Origin of the sequence: Vreelandella piezotolerans (assembly GCF_012427705.1) — a bacterium.
Taxonomy (GTDB): Bacteria; Pseudomonadota; Gammaproteobacteria; order Pseudomonadales; family Halomonadaceae; genus Vreelandella; species Vreelandella piezotolerans.
Genome location: NZ_CP048602.1, coordinates 3,372,891 through 3,385,910, shown reverse-complemented (window position 1 = coordinate 3,385,910; position 13,020 = coordinate 3,372,891). Strand labels below are relative to the sequence as shown.

Here is a 13,020-nt window from a genome sequence, read left to right as displayed (position 1 = left end):
CGTGTCATGACAACCTTGACCATGACAAAGGTGCCCTCACGGGCGCCTAGCGGCACCGCTAGCTGGCTACAGCGCGGCTGGCGTCTCTGTCTCATGCTGGTACTGTTGGTGGCCAGCCTGGGCGTCACCCAAATGGCCGTGGCGCAAGCCGATCCAGATCGTGAAATGACCACGGCTGCGCCGGGCATCACCGCCGACCAGTGGCGTCAGGTGCGCAGCGGAGAAACCGGGCCCAACTACCGCGACTCGCGGCATGAAAGTAACTACAACCTGATCAACGCGAGCGGCGAAACGTGGCGCATTCTGCGTAATCGCTGGGTGTCGCCGTTTGGCATGATTGCCATTGGCGGCATGGCAGCACTGATCGCGCTGTTCTACTTCATCGTCGGGCGGAAGTATCTGGAAGAGCCGCGCACCGGTCGTCTGCTACTGCGCTGGTCGCTGCTAATGCGCGCTCTACACTGGACCGTCGCCACGCTGTTCATCACCCTGGCATTGACCGGACTCAACCTGCTGCTGGGTAAGTTCGTGTTCCGCTCTCTATTTGGCGATGCCGTATGGGGCTGGATGGTGTCGGCCTCCAAAGTGCTGCACAACTATTTGGGACCGATCTTCGGGGTGCTGCTGGTGATCATGCTGATTAGCCTGATCAAAGAGAACATTCCCAAAAAGCACGACTGGGTATGGTTCAAAAAAGGCGGCGGCATGATTGGCAAAGGCCATGTCGATGCGGGCTTCTGCAACGGCGGTGAAAAAGCCTGGTATTGGCTGCTGGCATCCGTCGGCATTCTGGTGGTGGCGAGCGGCTTCGTGCTCGACTTCCCCAATTTCGACCAGGGTCGCGACACCATGCAGTGGGCCAACATCATCCACGCCGTAGGAGCGCTCGGCCTGACCGCCGTGTCGCTGGGCCACATCTACATCGGCACGCTGGGCACGGAAGGCGCGCTGGAAGGCATGACCACCGGCTACGTGGATGAAACCTGGGCCAAAGAGCACCACAATTTGTGGTACGAAGAGGTCAAAGATCAGGCCATCAGCGAAGAAGAGATAGCGGCGCGTAAAGCGGGTGACAGCGGCGAGCATTCGGCAGCCAACTCTGCCGCTAAGCCAAGCTGAGTCACTCCGTCGACATCAGTGAACGTGAATGCCCTTCGACACCGCCTTCGGGCGGTGTCTTTTGTTATGCTGCACTTCCATGCATTGGGAAAGAGGAATGACCATGGCGACATTTGACGAACTGGATGCCACCACCCGCACCGAGCTGGAGGCCGCCGCGTTTCGCCGCCTGCTGAAGCATCTGGATGACAATAAAGACGTGCAGAACATCGACCTGATGATTCTGGCGGACTTCTGCCGTAACTGCCTCTCGAAATGGCTGGTGACCGCCGCTGATCAGCACGGCACCGAGCTGGATCTGGAGGCCGCCCGCGAGTATGTCTACGGCATGCCCTACAGTGAGTGGAAGGCGCATCACCAGGGCGAGGCGACGCCGGAACAGCTCGCCGCGCTCGAGGCGCGTCAAGCCAGGAAACAAGCCAATGCTCGAAATGAGCGCGAGGAGTAGCCGATGGATGCCATGGAAGCGCTGAACATCGCGGTGCTCACCGTCTCGGATACTCGCACGGAAGAGACCGATCGCTCGGGCCAATCGCTGGTGCAGCGGTTGACCGAGGCGGGCCACCGCTTGGCCGACAAGCGCATCGTGCCGGATGACGTGTATCAAATTCGGGCGGTGGTGGCGCAGTGGATCGCCGACCCCAGCGTGCAGGTGGTGCTGACCACCGGTGGCACCGGATTTACCGGGCGTGACTCCACACCCGAGGCGGTCTCGGTACTGCTGGATAAACGCATCGAAGGCTTTGGCGAGCGCTTTCGCCAGCTGAGCGGCGATGAGATCGGTAGCTCCACCATTCAGAGCCGCGCGCTGGGCGGTTTTGCCAACGCCACGGTGGTGTTTTGTCTGCCGGGCTCCACCGGCGCTTGCCGCACCGGCTGGGACGGCATCCTGGCCGAGCAGCTCGATAGCCGCCATAAGCCCTGTAACTTTGCCAACTTGGTGATTCCAGGCCGGGGGCAGCATGGCTGAGCTGCAGCCGATCGAAACGGCGCTCGACGCGCTGCTGGCCGAGGTTATGCCGCTAGCGGTTGAACGAGTCGCGTTGAACGACGCCGCTGGCCGTGTGCTGGCCGAGCCGGTCACGGCGACGCTGGACGTGCCTCCTTTCAATAACAGCGCGATGGATGGCTATGCGCTGCGCGCTGTAGACGCCGGTAAGTGGCTGTTGGTCAGCCAGCGAGTTGCGGCGGGCGATACGGCACAGCCGCTGGCAGCGGGCACCTGCGCGCGGATTTTCACCGGCGGGCAGATGCCCCCCGGCGCTGACTGCGTAGTGATGCAGGAGCGGGTGGTCGAAAAGGAGGGCGAAGCGCTTATCCCAGACGATGTGCCTGCCGGTGATAACGTGCGCTTGCAGGGGCGCGACGTACGTCAAGGCGATCTGCTGCTCAATGCAGGTGAGCGCTTGGAGGCCGCAGCGTTAGGGCATTTAGCGGGGCAGGGCATCACCGACGTCAGCGTTCGTCGTCGTCCTCGGGTGGCGCTGCTCTCCACCGGTGATGAGATCGTCGATCCCGGTACGCCGCTCGAGCCTGGCCAGCTGTATAACTCCAACCGCCCGATGCTCAAGCGCCTGCTAGAGACGTTTGGTGCTGAGGTGGTTCAGTTGGTGAGCGTACCCGATGACTACGCCCAGACCGTCGCGCTGTTGAACGCCGCAGCTGCCGACGCCGACGTGGTGGTGAGCACGGGTGGTGTGAGCGTGGGTGAGGAAGACCACGTCAAAGCGGCCCTGGAATCGCTAGGCCAGCTCGATATGTGGAAGCTGGCGATTCGTCCCGGTAAGCCCCTGGCGTTGGGGCGACTCCCCCGTGACGACGGTAGCCTTGCGCGTTTCGTGGGGTTACCGGGCAACCCGGTATCGGGGTTCGTGGGCGCATGGCTGTTTCTGCGGCCGCTCATTGGGGCGCTCCTAGATTGCCCCTCGCTTGGGTCGTTGCCGCGACTGACGGCCACGGCTAGGTTCGCCACTGACACCGGTCCGCGCCAGCATTACATGCGCGTGGCGTTGCGCTTTACCGCCGAGGGGATAGAGGCCGAGGCGTTCGACGACCAAAACTCAGCCGTGCTCTCTTCGTGTATTGCGGCTGATGCGTTGGCCGTGATCGAACCGCACTGCCAAGTAGAGCCGGGCAGCCGGGTGACCTGTTTGTGGTTAGTCCACTGAGTCAGAATCGACGGGCAGGCCGAGTCGTCCACCCTCAAGAAGAAGCGTCATGGACGCTCCTTCCAGGGCGACGCCGCAAAGCGCCGGGTAGGAAGTGCGGGCGGCCAAAAGCGGCGGCAGAGGGTGGAGGTCAGCGACCTGGAGAGGGATAAGCTCGCTGTCGCCAGGCAGGCCAAGCTGCCAAGGGCCTTGGCGGTCGATCAGCGTGAGCCAGCGACTCGAGTGTCCAGGTCCTCGGCACATGAGTGTCTCGAAAGACACGTAACGTGCCAGCGTCGCGGCGCTATCGATACGCCTGACGTGGTGAGCTTCCAGCGCCCACTGATGGCCGCAGGCGTTGAAGCGAACACAGGTCACGGTACTCACTGGCTAGCCAAGACCCTGTAGGTACGCTTGAAGCAGTGCGTCGGGGTCGAGGAGAGCCGTGGCGCGCTGCGTGTCATCGGATTGCCAAAGCGCGCTTACGTAGGGACGCAGCGCACTGGGCAGGGTGTCGGGAGGCGTCTTCAAAGCACTTATCGGCAGCTCGCAGACATCCTGCAACTGATCGATGCGGACCGCGCTGCGGATGCCGGCGCCTTTCACGACAAGCATCATGCCGTCGGTTTGAGACGGAGCAAGGCCCAACAGCGGCTGCAACGTGATCAGTGATTCGATCTGGCCGCGCAGGTGAATTACCCCTTCGGTGGAATCTGGCAAGCCAGGGACGAAATACACTGGCGTGTCGCCTTTCAAAATTTCGCTCACTGCCTGGCCGGGCAGCGCAAACGGTTGACCGGAGAGCTGGAAGAGGACCACCTGCTGACTGGGCTCATCCACCTCCACAATGGCTGTCTCATCGCCGCGCGCGTTGAACGCCTGCGCGAAGGTGGCGTTCGCCTCAGGGGCAGTCCGTGGGGAGTCCGTCATCGTCCTGCTCCGTGCTGGTGACCACTTGGTTGCGCCCCTGATGCTTGGCGCGGTAGAGCGCCTGGTCCGCACTCAGGCGCAGCGACTCGGTGGAGGGGTGGTTAGGAAAACGGCTGATGCCGGCACTGAACGTACAGCGAAAGCGCGTGCCGCCCGCATGAAAGTCCACCTGGGCAAAGTCGTGGCGCAGTGCATCGATCAGCTCGCAGGCGCGCTCGTCGCTGACCCCCTTGAGTAGCACGACGAACTCTTCGCCGCCGTAACGCCCGATGATATCCGACATGCGCAGGCGGGTTTTCAGCAACCTTGCCAGGGTGATGATGACCTGATCACCGGCAAGGTGGCCGTGGGTATCGTTCACCGCTTTGAAGTGGTCGATGTCGATCATCGCCATGGCATGCTCGGTGTTGTCACGGTGCGCTTGTGCCAATGCTTTGCTGATGAGTTCGGTGGTGGTGCTGTGGTTATATAGCCCGGTCATGCTGTCACGGGTCATCAGCGAGCGCAGTAAACGTAGGCGCTCGGCGCGCAATGTGACGGCCGAGACCAGTTCATCGGGGATTACGGGTTTAGTGATGAAGGCCTCGACGCCCGCCGTCATGGCCGAGAGCTGTTTTTGGCTGTCGGTTTCGCTCGATAGATAAATGATCGGTAGACCCACGTGTTCGGGCTGTTGGCGAATGATGTTCGCCAGCTCTTCGCCGGAACAAACGGGCATGTAGACATCGACGAGCAGCAGGTCGGGACTAAATCGCTCGAGGGCCGTCAGCGCATCGGCGGGGTGATTGACCTGCTGTACGGCCATCCCCGCTTGCTCCAGCAGGAGGGCATGATATGCCGCGACCTCTGGTTCATCGTCCACGATCAAAATGCGCAGCGGCTCTTCGTCGCTGGGCGTGGTGAGCTCATCCACGGCCAGCATCAAGTCCAGCGGTTTCACCGGTTTCGTGAAGTAGCCGTTACAGCCTGCTCGCACGGCGCTGAGGCGTGAGTGAAAATCACCGTGGGCGGAGAGGACGATCGAGGGCAGCGGTTCACCGGTCAGCTTGTTGAGGCTGGCGAGCGTCTCGGTGCCCGCCGTATTACCTTGAGGGAATTGCACGTCCATGATGATGGCGTCGGGACGACGCGTGATCACGGCGTTGAAGAACGTATCCGTGTCTTCGAAGTGCACTACCTCGTGGCCGAAGCAGCGCAGGTGGTGCAGCAGTTGGCTCACTTGGTCCGGTTCGTCGTCGCATAGGTAGATCAGCCGCTGACGCTTGCTGCGGGTTTGCACTGGCTTTGGCGAGAATTCGACGCTGGTCATGGCGGCCAGTGCCCGCTGTTGCTCAGGCAGTGACTGCAGCCGCTGCTGCTCCTCGGCGAGGTGGACGAACACCTGCTCCACCACCTGCCCGGCAGGTGCTTGGCCGTCGAGAGCGGCCTCGCCCTGCTCGGCCAATAGCGCAATGCGCTCGAAGCCCAGTGAGCGTCCGGTGCCCTTCAAACTATGGAAAAACCGATGCAGCTCTGGGCCAAGTCGTGCCTGTGCCTCGGCGGAGGCCTGGCTCTGTTGCCACAGCCCGACAGTGAGCTGTAAACGCGCGGGTAACTGGTCGATGAAACGCTGACGCAGTTGATTGAGTTTATCGTGCAGCGAAGAAGCAGAGGATGACATCAGGCTACCTGTGCGAGTGGACGAGCCGGGCATAGCTGGGTAACGGCATGGCTACGCACCAAGCGCTTGGGCAACGGCGCGCTCTAATGACGTGTCTAGCGCGGCATCTTTCTGTAAGCAAGCGCTGAGCCCTGGGGTCTGGCGCAGTGCATCATCCGGCGTGTCACCAGTGAGCAGTATGAAGGGAAGCATGACACCCTGCTCTCGCAGCATGTGCAAAAGCTCGATGCCGTTGATCAGAGGCATATACATGTCGCTGACGATCAGCGCGATATCGTCATGGGAATCCAGTTCGTGGGTGGCTTCCATGGCGTCGTTGGCGAGCAGGACGTCGTGGCCCTGAAACTCCAGCAGCGCCCCGGTCATTTCCCCGGCTAAGGGGTCGTCGTCTACGACCAATATTCGCATGGTTATCCTCGTGGCGGGAGACTCAGCCCAACAAGGCTTTGAGCGTCTCCACTAAGTTGTTCTGATCGAAGCTGCCCTTCACGATGTAGGCATCGGCCCCCACCTCCATCCCCCGCTGGCGGTCGCTCTCTTTTTCGCGAGAGGTGATGATGATGATCGGCTTATGACGATATAGCTCATTTTCGCGCAGTCTGGCGGTCAGCGCAAAGCCATCCATCACGGGCATTTCAACGTCGGTAAGCACGGCATCGAAAGACTCGGCCAGGGCTTTGTTCAATCCATCGCGACCATTCTCTGCCAGGGTCACCTGATAGCCCCACGCTTCCAGCACGTCTTTTTCGATCTCCCGAGTGTTCAAAGAGTCATCCACGACCAATATCCGGTGAGCGGTGCCGCTGGGTTCTACGCCACGGGGGGTGAGCGTATGGTGCTTGGCGCGTTCAAACAGCGCCGGGACGTGGAGAAGGCTGACCAGCGCATTACGCCCCTGAGACACCATGCCCGAGATCATGGGAAGGTAGCGTAGATGCTCGGGAAGCGGCTTGATCACCATGTCCCGCTCGTCGACCAGCGTATCCACGATCAGCGCCAGTTTTTGCTGGCGCTGATGGACGACGACCAGTAACGCCGGATCGGGCAGCGTGTCGGCCACGGGCAGATCCAGCAACTGGGCAAGCGGCACTACTGGCACGAACTCGTTACGTAAGATCAACGTAGGCTGCCCCGCTGCGTCGATGAACTGCGCCGGTGAGCACTCGACCAGCTCCGCCACATGGGGGGCAGTGATACCGAGCGTTACGTTGCCGGCTTTGATGAGCAGCACCCGCATCAATGCCAGTGATAGTGGAAGACGCAGCGTAAAGCGCGTGCCCTTGCCTGCCTCGCTGGTGAGCTGCAAATCGCCGCTCAGCTCGTCCATGATGGTGCGTTTCACTACGTCCATACCCACGCCGCGTCCCGAAAAGTCGGTGATCATCGCCTTGGTCGAAAAACCGGGCAAAAAGATCAGGTCGAGCGTCTCTTGTTCACTGAGCGCCGACAGTTGCTCTTCGCTGAGCAGCTGCTTGGCCAGGGCTTTTTGGCGGACGGCGTCCAGCGCAATACCTGTGCCGTCGTCGTGCATTTCCACCACGACCCAGTTGCCATCCTGCCAAGCTTCAAGTACGAGCTGACCTCGGGGGGGTTTGCCTGCCGCTTTGCGTTGCTCTGGTGTCTCTAGACCGTGATCCAGCGCGTTACGCAGCAGGTGAATCAGCGGGTCGGAAAGGCGGTCGATCAGTTGGCGATCCAGCTCGATCTCACTGCCCCGCACCCGGCAGTCCACATGCTTCCCTAGTGACTGGGCAAGCTCCCTGGCCATCTGCGCCAGCGGGTCGAAGACCACGCCGAGGGGCAGCATACGCATCTGCAGGGCGCGCTCGTGAAGGTCGCTCATTAACGCATCGTGGCTCAGCACACTGTCTTTCAAGTCGCGGTTGAAGGCATGAATGGCGCTGCGCTGATCGCCAGGCAGACGCGCTTCCAACGCCTGCGCCTGTTCGACCAGCGTATGCAGATGGTGATGCCCCGAGAGCACTTCGCCCATCAGACGAATCACATCGTCCAATCGCTCCAGGCGCACGCGCACCGTATCGCTGAGTGCCAGGGTCGCGCTGCCAGCGGGCCGCGGTGGGTTTACCGGTGGAGACAGCGGCAGCGGTGCTGTGGGTTCGGGGGCTTCCTCCGCGTTGGAGAGAGTGGCCGTGCTGGGTTGAGCAGCGGCTTCCAACGCCTGGCAAAGCACCGGGTCGGCGACGGCGAGCGTCTCAGGAGACGCGCCCTGGGCGAGTTGGGCCACATCGTCAGCGAGCGCATCGGTGGCTTGGTATAGCAGACTGATGCTATCGGGACCAGGCACTTGGCTGCCGTCTCGAAAAGCGCTGAGCAGCTCCTCCATGCTGTGGGCCACCGCGGTGATAGGGGTGAGCTTGAGCATCCGCGATGAGCCTTTGAGCGTATGCGCGGAGCGAAATAGCTCATTGATACGCTCTTTATCAGCGGCGCCTTGCTCCAAAGCGCTGATGCCTTCGCGCAAGCGGGGCAAGTGGTCAGCAGCCTCTTCGACGAACCGCTGAATGAAGCGTCGAATATCGAGCGCCATTAGCCCGCTCCCTGTGTGACGGCATGTTCGTTCATATAGCGTTTTGCCAAGAAGCAGGCATCGCCGGGAGGCAAAGGCGAGGCAATCACTTTTAATCCGCCACTGGCTAGCGGAGAGGCGTCTAGCAAGCGTACGACGGCGGCGTAACCGCGCTGCCGCTGAGTGGGCTGGTCAGGTAACTCGCCTTGGCGTAGCAGCTCCGCTTGATAAAAGTGGGCTGGCCAGCACTCGGGGGACACGTAGAGCGCACGTTTGAAATAATCGTACGCGCGCTGAGGCTGCTGTTGCCAGCGGGCAACGAGGCCCGCCAGTAGCAATGCATCAACGCTCCACGGGTCGTCGGCCAACAGCGGCATCAGCAGGGTATTCGCGTCGTCGAAGCGGTTTTGATTCAGCGCATCGTGGGCGTGCTGCAACGTGTCGTGGTTAGCGGACGGTGGCGCTGAAAAGGGCGGCGGTTCCTCTTGGTGACTGGGCTCGGCGGGCAGAGGCTCCGCATGGGGGGCGGGCTCGCTCGCCACCGGTGCGTTCGTTGCCTGCGGGGCGACGGGCACGAGTTCGTTGACGGAGCGCGCTGACATCGGCAGCTCAGCTTGAAAGTAGAACACCCCCTGCTCCTCCTTGAGAGAGAACACGCCTAGATCGTTACCTAAGGTTTCAGTCACGCCACATAGCAGAATGCCGTTAGGGGCTAAAAGCTGCTTGAGCTGGTGCTGAATGGTACGGCGCGTAGCTTCGTCAAAATAGATCGAGACGTTGCGAAACAGGATGACATCGAACGGGCCATCCATGTGGCAAGCGCTCGTCGACAGCAGGTTCAGCGGCTGAAACGTCACCCACTGACGCAGCGTGGTATCCAGCTGAAAACTGCGCCCGACCGGGGTGAAGAAACGGGCTTTTAGTGAAGGGTGAAGGGCACGAAACGCCATGCCCGCATAGCGCCCTGCCTGCGCTTTTTTCAGTACCTGCTGGTCGACGTCGCCGCCGGTAATGGTGAACAGCGTTTGAGCGCGGTCGCCGTAGCGCTCTTGTAGTGCCATGGCGACGCTATAGGGCTCCTCCCCCGAGGAGCAGCCAGCGCTGAGTAAGCGTAGCGGACCGCCTTGCTCGGCCAGCCGACGTGGCAGGTACGTCTCTACCAGCCAGTGAAGGGTTTCCGGTTCGCGGAAGAAGTACGTTTCGTTGACCGTCAACTGGCTAACAAAGCGGTCGAACAGCGCGTCATCTTCCGCCAAACGAGTCAGCATGACGTGGCTGTCTTGTGTACCGAGTTCGACGTGCAAGGCTTCGATGGCGCGCACCAAACGCGCTTCAGCGAGTCCTTCCAAATGTAGCCCGCAGCGTTGATGCACCCACTGCTTGAACGGTGCCAGTGAACTCATTGCGGTGCCCGCCAGGGTGAGGGGGTGAAGCGCACGTCGCGAAGCAGGCGCGTCGGGATCTCGTCTAGCCCCAACACCTGCTGTACTACGCCCGCATTGATGGCTTCTTGGTTCATACCGTAGATCACCGAGCTGGCTTCATCCTGTGCCAAGGTGGTGCCTCCCGCGAGCTGAATCGCGCGCATGCCGCTGACGCCGTCTCGGCCCATACCGGTTAAAATCACCCCAATACTATCGGCTCCATATACGCTCGCCACGCTATGAAGCATGGCATCACAGCTTGGATGGTAGAGCGCCTGTGCAGGGCCGGGTGACAGCTGCAAACGGTGTTGTGCCGTTACGTTGATCTGACTGTCGGGCGGACACAAATAGATGTGTCCGGGCAGAAGGCGCTCGCTACTTTGGGCGACGCTCACTGGCAGCGTACAGAGCGACCCTAGCCATGTCGCCATACCTTCGATGAAGCCAGGGCTAATGTGCTGGGCAATCAAGATGGGAGCGGGAAACTCTTTGGGGAGCTTGCTTAACAGCCGCGCGAGTGCCTGGGGGCCGCCAGTCGAACAGGCAATGGCGACCACCCGCTGAAAACCGCGTGAGGCGGTCGGGCACATAGGGACAGCCGCAGGCCTGGCAGGCGCGAGCGCGGGTGTCGCAGGAGCGCGTCGGCGCAGTCGGGTGATCACGGACACGCCTGCCAATAGCCGCACCCGTGCCAGAAGGCGCTGAGCATCCTCGTCGTCCAGCCCCGGCTTGGGCAGCACTTCCAGTGCGCCGACTTCCAGCGCGCGATAGGCCGTTTGGGCGTCTGAACGGTCACTAATCACGACGATGGGCACCCCTTTGGTGTGCATGATCTCTTCGATGGCGCTGAGCCCATCCATTATGGGCATCGTCAGGTCCATGGTAATGAGCTGTGGGCTCAGCCGCCGCGCCATCTCGACGGCTTCTTGACCGTTGGTCGCTTCACCGACGATCTCGATATCACCATCCCGAGTGAGTATGTCGCGCAATACCTCGCGCGCTAGCGGGCTGTCATCGGCCATCACGACCCGAATTGCACTCATCGACGCCTCCTCAGGAAGGACGTGGCTTATCGTCGTTCGGTTTGGCGCTCTGCTCATCGAGAGTGAACTCCTGAACGAGCGCGTTCAGCTCGGCAGACATCTGTACCATGTCCTGGCTGATCTCCGTGATGCTGCGCACGGAGTGGGCATTGCGAGCGCTGGCCGTGTCGATGTCTCGTAGGGCAATCACCACCTGACTGCTGGCGGTTTTCTGCTGTTGGGTCGAGAGCGAAATTTGCTGCGCGGCGCTGCTCGTTTGGCTAGCGGCTTTGAGCAGCGCTTCCAGGTCTTGCGCGGTGCTTTGGCTGGCCTCGACGCCCTGTTCGATCGATGTCGCGCCCTTTTCTGAGGCCACGACCAAGCGATTGATCGCTTGCTGGATATCGTCGGTGTGTCCCTCGATCTCTTGAGTGGAGTCGGTCACGCTATCGGCCAAGCGGCGTATCTCATTGGCGACCACGGAAAAGCGACGGCCGGACTCCCCTGCGCTGGACGCTTCGAGTGCGGCGTTGAAAGCGATCAGTTTGGTCTGAGCAGCCAGTGTATTGATCAGCTCCATTACTTTACTGATCTGTTTGGACTTCGCGCCCAGCGTCATGATTTCCGCGAGGCTCTGCTCACTGTCGCTTCTAATATCCTGCATTTTGGCCTGAAGCAGCTGCATGGCGGTACTGCCCTTGCGGCTGCGTTCAAGGGTTTGGTTCGCCACGTCCACCACGGACTGCGAGTGATCGGCAATTTGCGTGGAAGACGTGGAGAGTTCTTCCATGGTGGAGGTGATTTCGGCAACCGAAGAGGCCATCTCCTCGACCGCAGCAGCCATGGTCTGGTTGGCTTCATGTTGTATGTCGCCGCCCTGTATGCCGGAGAGCCCGGCCGTCTGTGCCAAGCGGTCGGCTACTTGATTGAGCGCTAGCGCGTTGGACGACACCGCCGCAATCGCGCGGGAGAGACGCTCCAATAGCTGATTGGTTTGGTCGGCCAAGTCGCCCAGTTCGGCGCGGTCGTCGGTTTCCACTCGGCGGGAAAGGTCCAGACTATGGGTAATCTCTTTGAGCTGGCGCTGAAAGCGATCGAGCGGGCGAATGAGACTGCCCGTCAAGGGGTAAAGCAGCAGCAGTCCGGCGACGAGAAGCAGTAGGCCAAGTTCAACCGAGCTCAAAAAGCGCTGGCGAATGCTGCTGGTGTACTCTTCTTTGGAGACCTCGACCATGAGATAGCGCTGTAACTCTGGCAGCCAGCGGGTGGTGACGAAATAGGGGTGGCCATTGCGCTCGATTTCACTGACGCGAATGTCATTATCCTGGCGCAGTAGCGTATCGGTTTCCTGGGGTTGAAGTGCCGAGATATTGGTTTCATTACTGGTGACCATGAAGGCGCCTTCGGCACTCAAGATCGACGCTCGACCGGTGTCGCCCAGACGATAGTCACGGATGAGCTGGGCCATGCGCGATAGGTCGAGCCCCGCGCCAGCGACAACGCTGGGACGGCCATTGGTAGCGGTCGCGCTGCTGCGGAAGTTCAAAAAGACGAAGGCCTCCTCTGGGGAGAAGGTGTCGCTGTCTAAATTTAAGTTGTACGGAGCGTCACTGTCGGTGAACTGATAGTACCAGTCGTCGTCGCCACCGGGACGCTGGAGCGGACGCTGCATGAAGTTGCCGTCACGGTACTGGAAGTAGACGCCGCGCCCTTGTGTTTGAGCGGCGATAAAGAGCAGCTCGGTGTCCAATTGGTTCATGAGGCGTGACAGGTAGCGCTCGATGTCCGGTTGTTGGATGGCTGGCAGCCCGTCGGCAACCCACTGCTCGATGAAGTAACTGTTGGCTAGACTTTCAGACAACGCCAACGCTGGACTCAAGCGGAGGTTGATGCGTGTGGCTAGCTCTTCAACCTGGGCAGGTAACTCGACGTTCAGCAGGTTATCCAGACGAGCTTGGCCGTGTGCCCGCGCCTGCAGGTAGAGCGCTAGAAACATGGCAATGGCCAACACCGTGCCGAAGGAGATAAACAGACGTAGCCGTAATGGCAGGGTTTTCCAGCGCGCTGTCATTATCGCGGTTGCTCCAAGTGGGACGAAAACGCTTAACGAAAGGCATGAGGCATCAGCATTGTTCATTGCTGAGTCGCCTCATACCCTTTGGCATGATAGCAACGATTTCAGCGGCGTTTG

The 13,020-nt window shown here is 60.9% G+C and carries 12 protein-coding genes; 4 read left to right on the top strand and 8 right to left on the bottom strand.

Annotated features, from left to right (window positions below; translation table 11 throughout):
- The first annotated feature begins 6 nt into the window (after window positions 1–6).
- The 4 genes from GYM47_RS15500 to GYM47_RS15485 all read left to right on the top strand — a co-directional run bounded on the left by GYM47_RS15500 (window position 7) and on the right by GYM47_RS15485 (window position 3,287).
- The gene (locus GYM47_RS15500; protein WP_176558214.1) at window positions 7–1,119 is read left to right on the top strand and encodes a formate dehydrogenase subunit gamma; all 1,113 of its coding nucleotides are present in this window, start codon (window positions 7–9) and stop codon (window positions 1,117–1,119) included.
- Window positions 1,120–1,222: 103 nt separating this feature from the next.
- Window positions 1,223–1,567 (top strand): DUF1244 domain-containing protein, encoded by a 345-nt coding sequence (locus GYM47_RS15495; RefSeq protein ID WP_139525805.1) that lies wholly within the window; start codon window positions 1,223–1,225, stop codon window positions 1,565–1,567.
- A gap of 3 nt (window positions 1,568–1,570) precedes the next feature.
- Window positions 1,571–2,089 (top strand): molybdenum cofactor biosynthesis protein B, encoded by a 519-nt coding sequence (gene moaB, locus GYM47_RS15490; RefSeq protein WP_139525804.1) that lies wholly within the window; start codon window positions 1,571–1,573, stop codon window positions 2,087–2,089.
- Entirely contained in the window at window positions 2,082–3,287 is a 1,206-nt protein-coding gene (locus GYM47_RS15485) for a molybdopterin molybdotransferase MoeA (protein ID WP_139525803.1), read from the top strand. Before moaB ends, GYM47_RS15485 begins: the two co-directional genes overlap by 8 nt.
- On the opposite strand, the gene GYM47_RS15480 is transcribed toward GYM47_RS15485, so the two are convergent.
- Genes GYM47_RS15480 through GYM47_RS15445 form a run of 8 tightly spaced genes read right to left on the bottom strand, consistent with a single transcriptional unit; the run spans window position 3,276 to window position 12,900 of the window.
- Window positions 3,276–3,644, bottom strand: coding sequence for a hypothetical protein (locus GYM47_RS15480; RefSeq protein WP_153843030.1), 369 nt, complete (start codon window positions 3,642–3,644; stop codon window positions 3,276–3,278). The genes GYM47_RS15485 and GYM47_RS15480 overlap by 12 nt on opposite strands.
- Window positions 3,645–3,656: 12 nt before the next feature.
- Window positions 3,657–4,196, bottom strand: a complete 540-nt coding sequence (locus GYM47_RS15475) for a chemotaxis protein CheW (protein WP_153843031.1) — start codon at window positions 4,194–4,196, stop codon at window positions 3,657–3,659.
- On the bottom strand, window positions 4,168–5,856 hold the full coding sequence (locus tag GYM47_RS15470; RefSeq protein ID WP_153843032.1) for a diguanylate cyclase: 1,689 nt from the start codon (window positions 5,854–5,856) through the stop codon (window positions 4,168–4,170). Before GYM47_RS15470 ends, GYM47_RS15475 begins: the two co-directional genes overlap by 29 nt.
- A 51-nt stretch (window positions 5,857–5,907) precedes the next feature.
- Window positions 5,908–6,264 carry a response regulator gene (locus tag GYM47_RS15465; RefSeq protein WP_139525799.1) on the bottom strand — a complete coding sequence of 119 codons (357 nt, stop codon included), beginning with the start codon at window positions 6,262–6,264 and terminating at the stop codon, window positions 5,908–5,910.
- Between the two features lie 22 nt (window positions 6,265–6,286).
- Window positions 6,287–8,404: a hybrid sensor histidine kinase/response regulator gene (locus GYM47_RS15460; protein WP_153843033.1), complete on the bottom strand. Its 2,118-nt coding sequence runs from the start codon at window positions 8,402–8,404 to the stop codon at window positions 6,287–6,289.
- Window positions 8,404–9,786: a CheR family methyltransferase gene (locus tag GYM47_RS15455; RefSeq protein ID WP_139525797.1), complete on the bottom strand. Its 1,383-nt coding sequence runs from the start codon at window positions 9,784–9,786 to the stop codon at window positions 8,404–8,406. The genes GYM47_RS15460 and GYM47_RS15455 overlap by 1 nt, the downstream gene beginning before the upstream one ends.
- Window positions 9,783–10,850, bottom strand: coding sequence for a chemotaxis-specific protein-glutamate methyltransferase CheB (gene cheB / locus GYM47_RS15450; protein ID WP_153843034.1), 1,068 nt, complete (start codon window positions 10,848–10,850; stop codon window positions 9,783–9,785). Before cheB ends, GYM47_RS15455 begins: the two co-directional genes overlap by 4 nt.
- Window positions 10,851–10,860: 10 nt before the next feature.
- Window positions 10,861–12,900, bottom strand: coding sequence for a methyl-accepting chemotaxis protein (locus GYM47_RS15445; protein ID WP_153843035.1), 2,040 nt, complete (start codon window positions 12,898–12,900; stop codon window positions 10,861–10,863).
- Window positions 12,901–13,020 lie beyond the last annotated feature (120 nt).

Bases quoted from the DNA above. Each gene is read 5' to 3' on its own strand.
- GYM47_RS15500 (WP_176558214.1), top strand. From the start codon at position 7: ATGACAACCTTGACCATGACAAAGGTGCCCTCACGGGCGCCTAGCGGC.
- GYM47_RS15495 (WP_139525805.1), top strand. From the start codon at position 1,223: ATGGCGACATTTGACGAACTGGATGCCACCACCCGCACCGAGCTGGAG.
- moaB (WP_139525804.1), top strand. From the start codon at position 1,571: ATGGATGCCATGGAAGCGCTGAACATCGCGGTGCTCACCGTCTCGGAT.
- GYM47_RS15485 (WP_139525803.1), top strand. From the start codon at position 2,082: ATGGCTGAGCTGCAGCCGATCGAAACGGCGCTCGACGCGCTGCTGGCC.
- GYM47_RS15475 (WP_153843031.1), bottom strand. From the start codon at position 4,196: ATGACGGACTCCCCACGGACTGCCCCTGAGGCGAACGCCACCTTCGCG.
- GYM47_RS15470 (WP_153843032.1), bottom strand. From the start codon at position 5,856: ATGTCATCCTCTGCTTCTTCGCTGCACGATAAACTCAATCAACTGCGT.
- GYM47_RS15465 (WP_139525799.1), bottom strand. From the start codon at position 6,264: ATGCGAATATTGGTCGTAGACGACGACCCCTTAGCCGGGGAAATGACC.
- GYM47_RS15460 (WP_153843033.1), bottom strand. From the start codon at position 8,404: ATGGCGCTCGATATTCGACGCTTCATTCAGCGGTTCGTCGAAGAGGCT.
- GYM47_RS15455 (WP_139525797.1), bottom strand. From the start codon at position 9,786: ATGAGTTCACTGGCACCGTTCAAGCAGTGGGTGCATCAACGCTGCGGG.
- cheB (WP_153843034.1), bottom strand. From the start codon at position 10,850: ATGAGTGCAATTCGGGTCGTGATGGCCGATGACAGCCCGCTAGCGCGC.
- GYM47_RS15445 (WP_153843035.1), bottom strand. From the start codon at position 12,900: ATGACAGCGCGCTGGAAAACCCTGCCATTACGGCTACGTCTGTTTATC.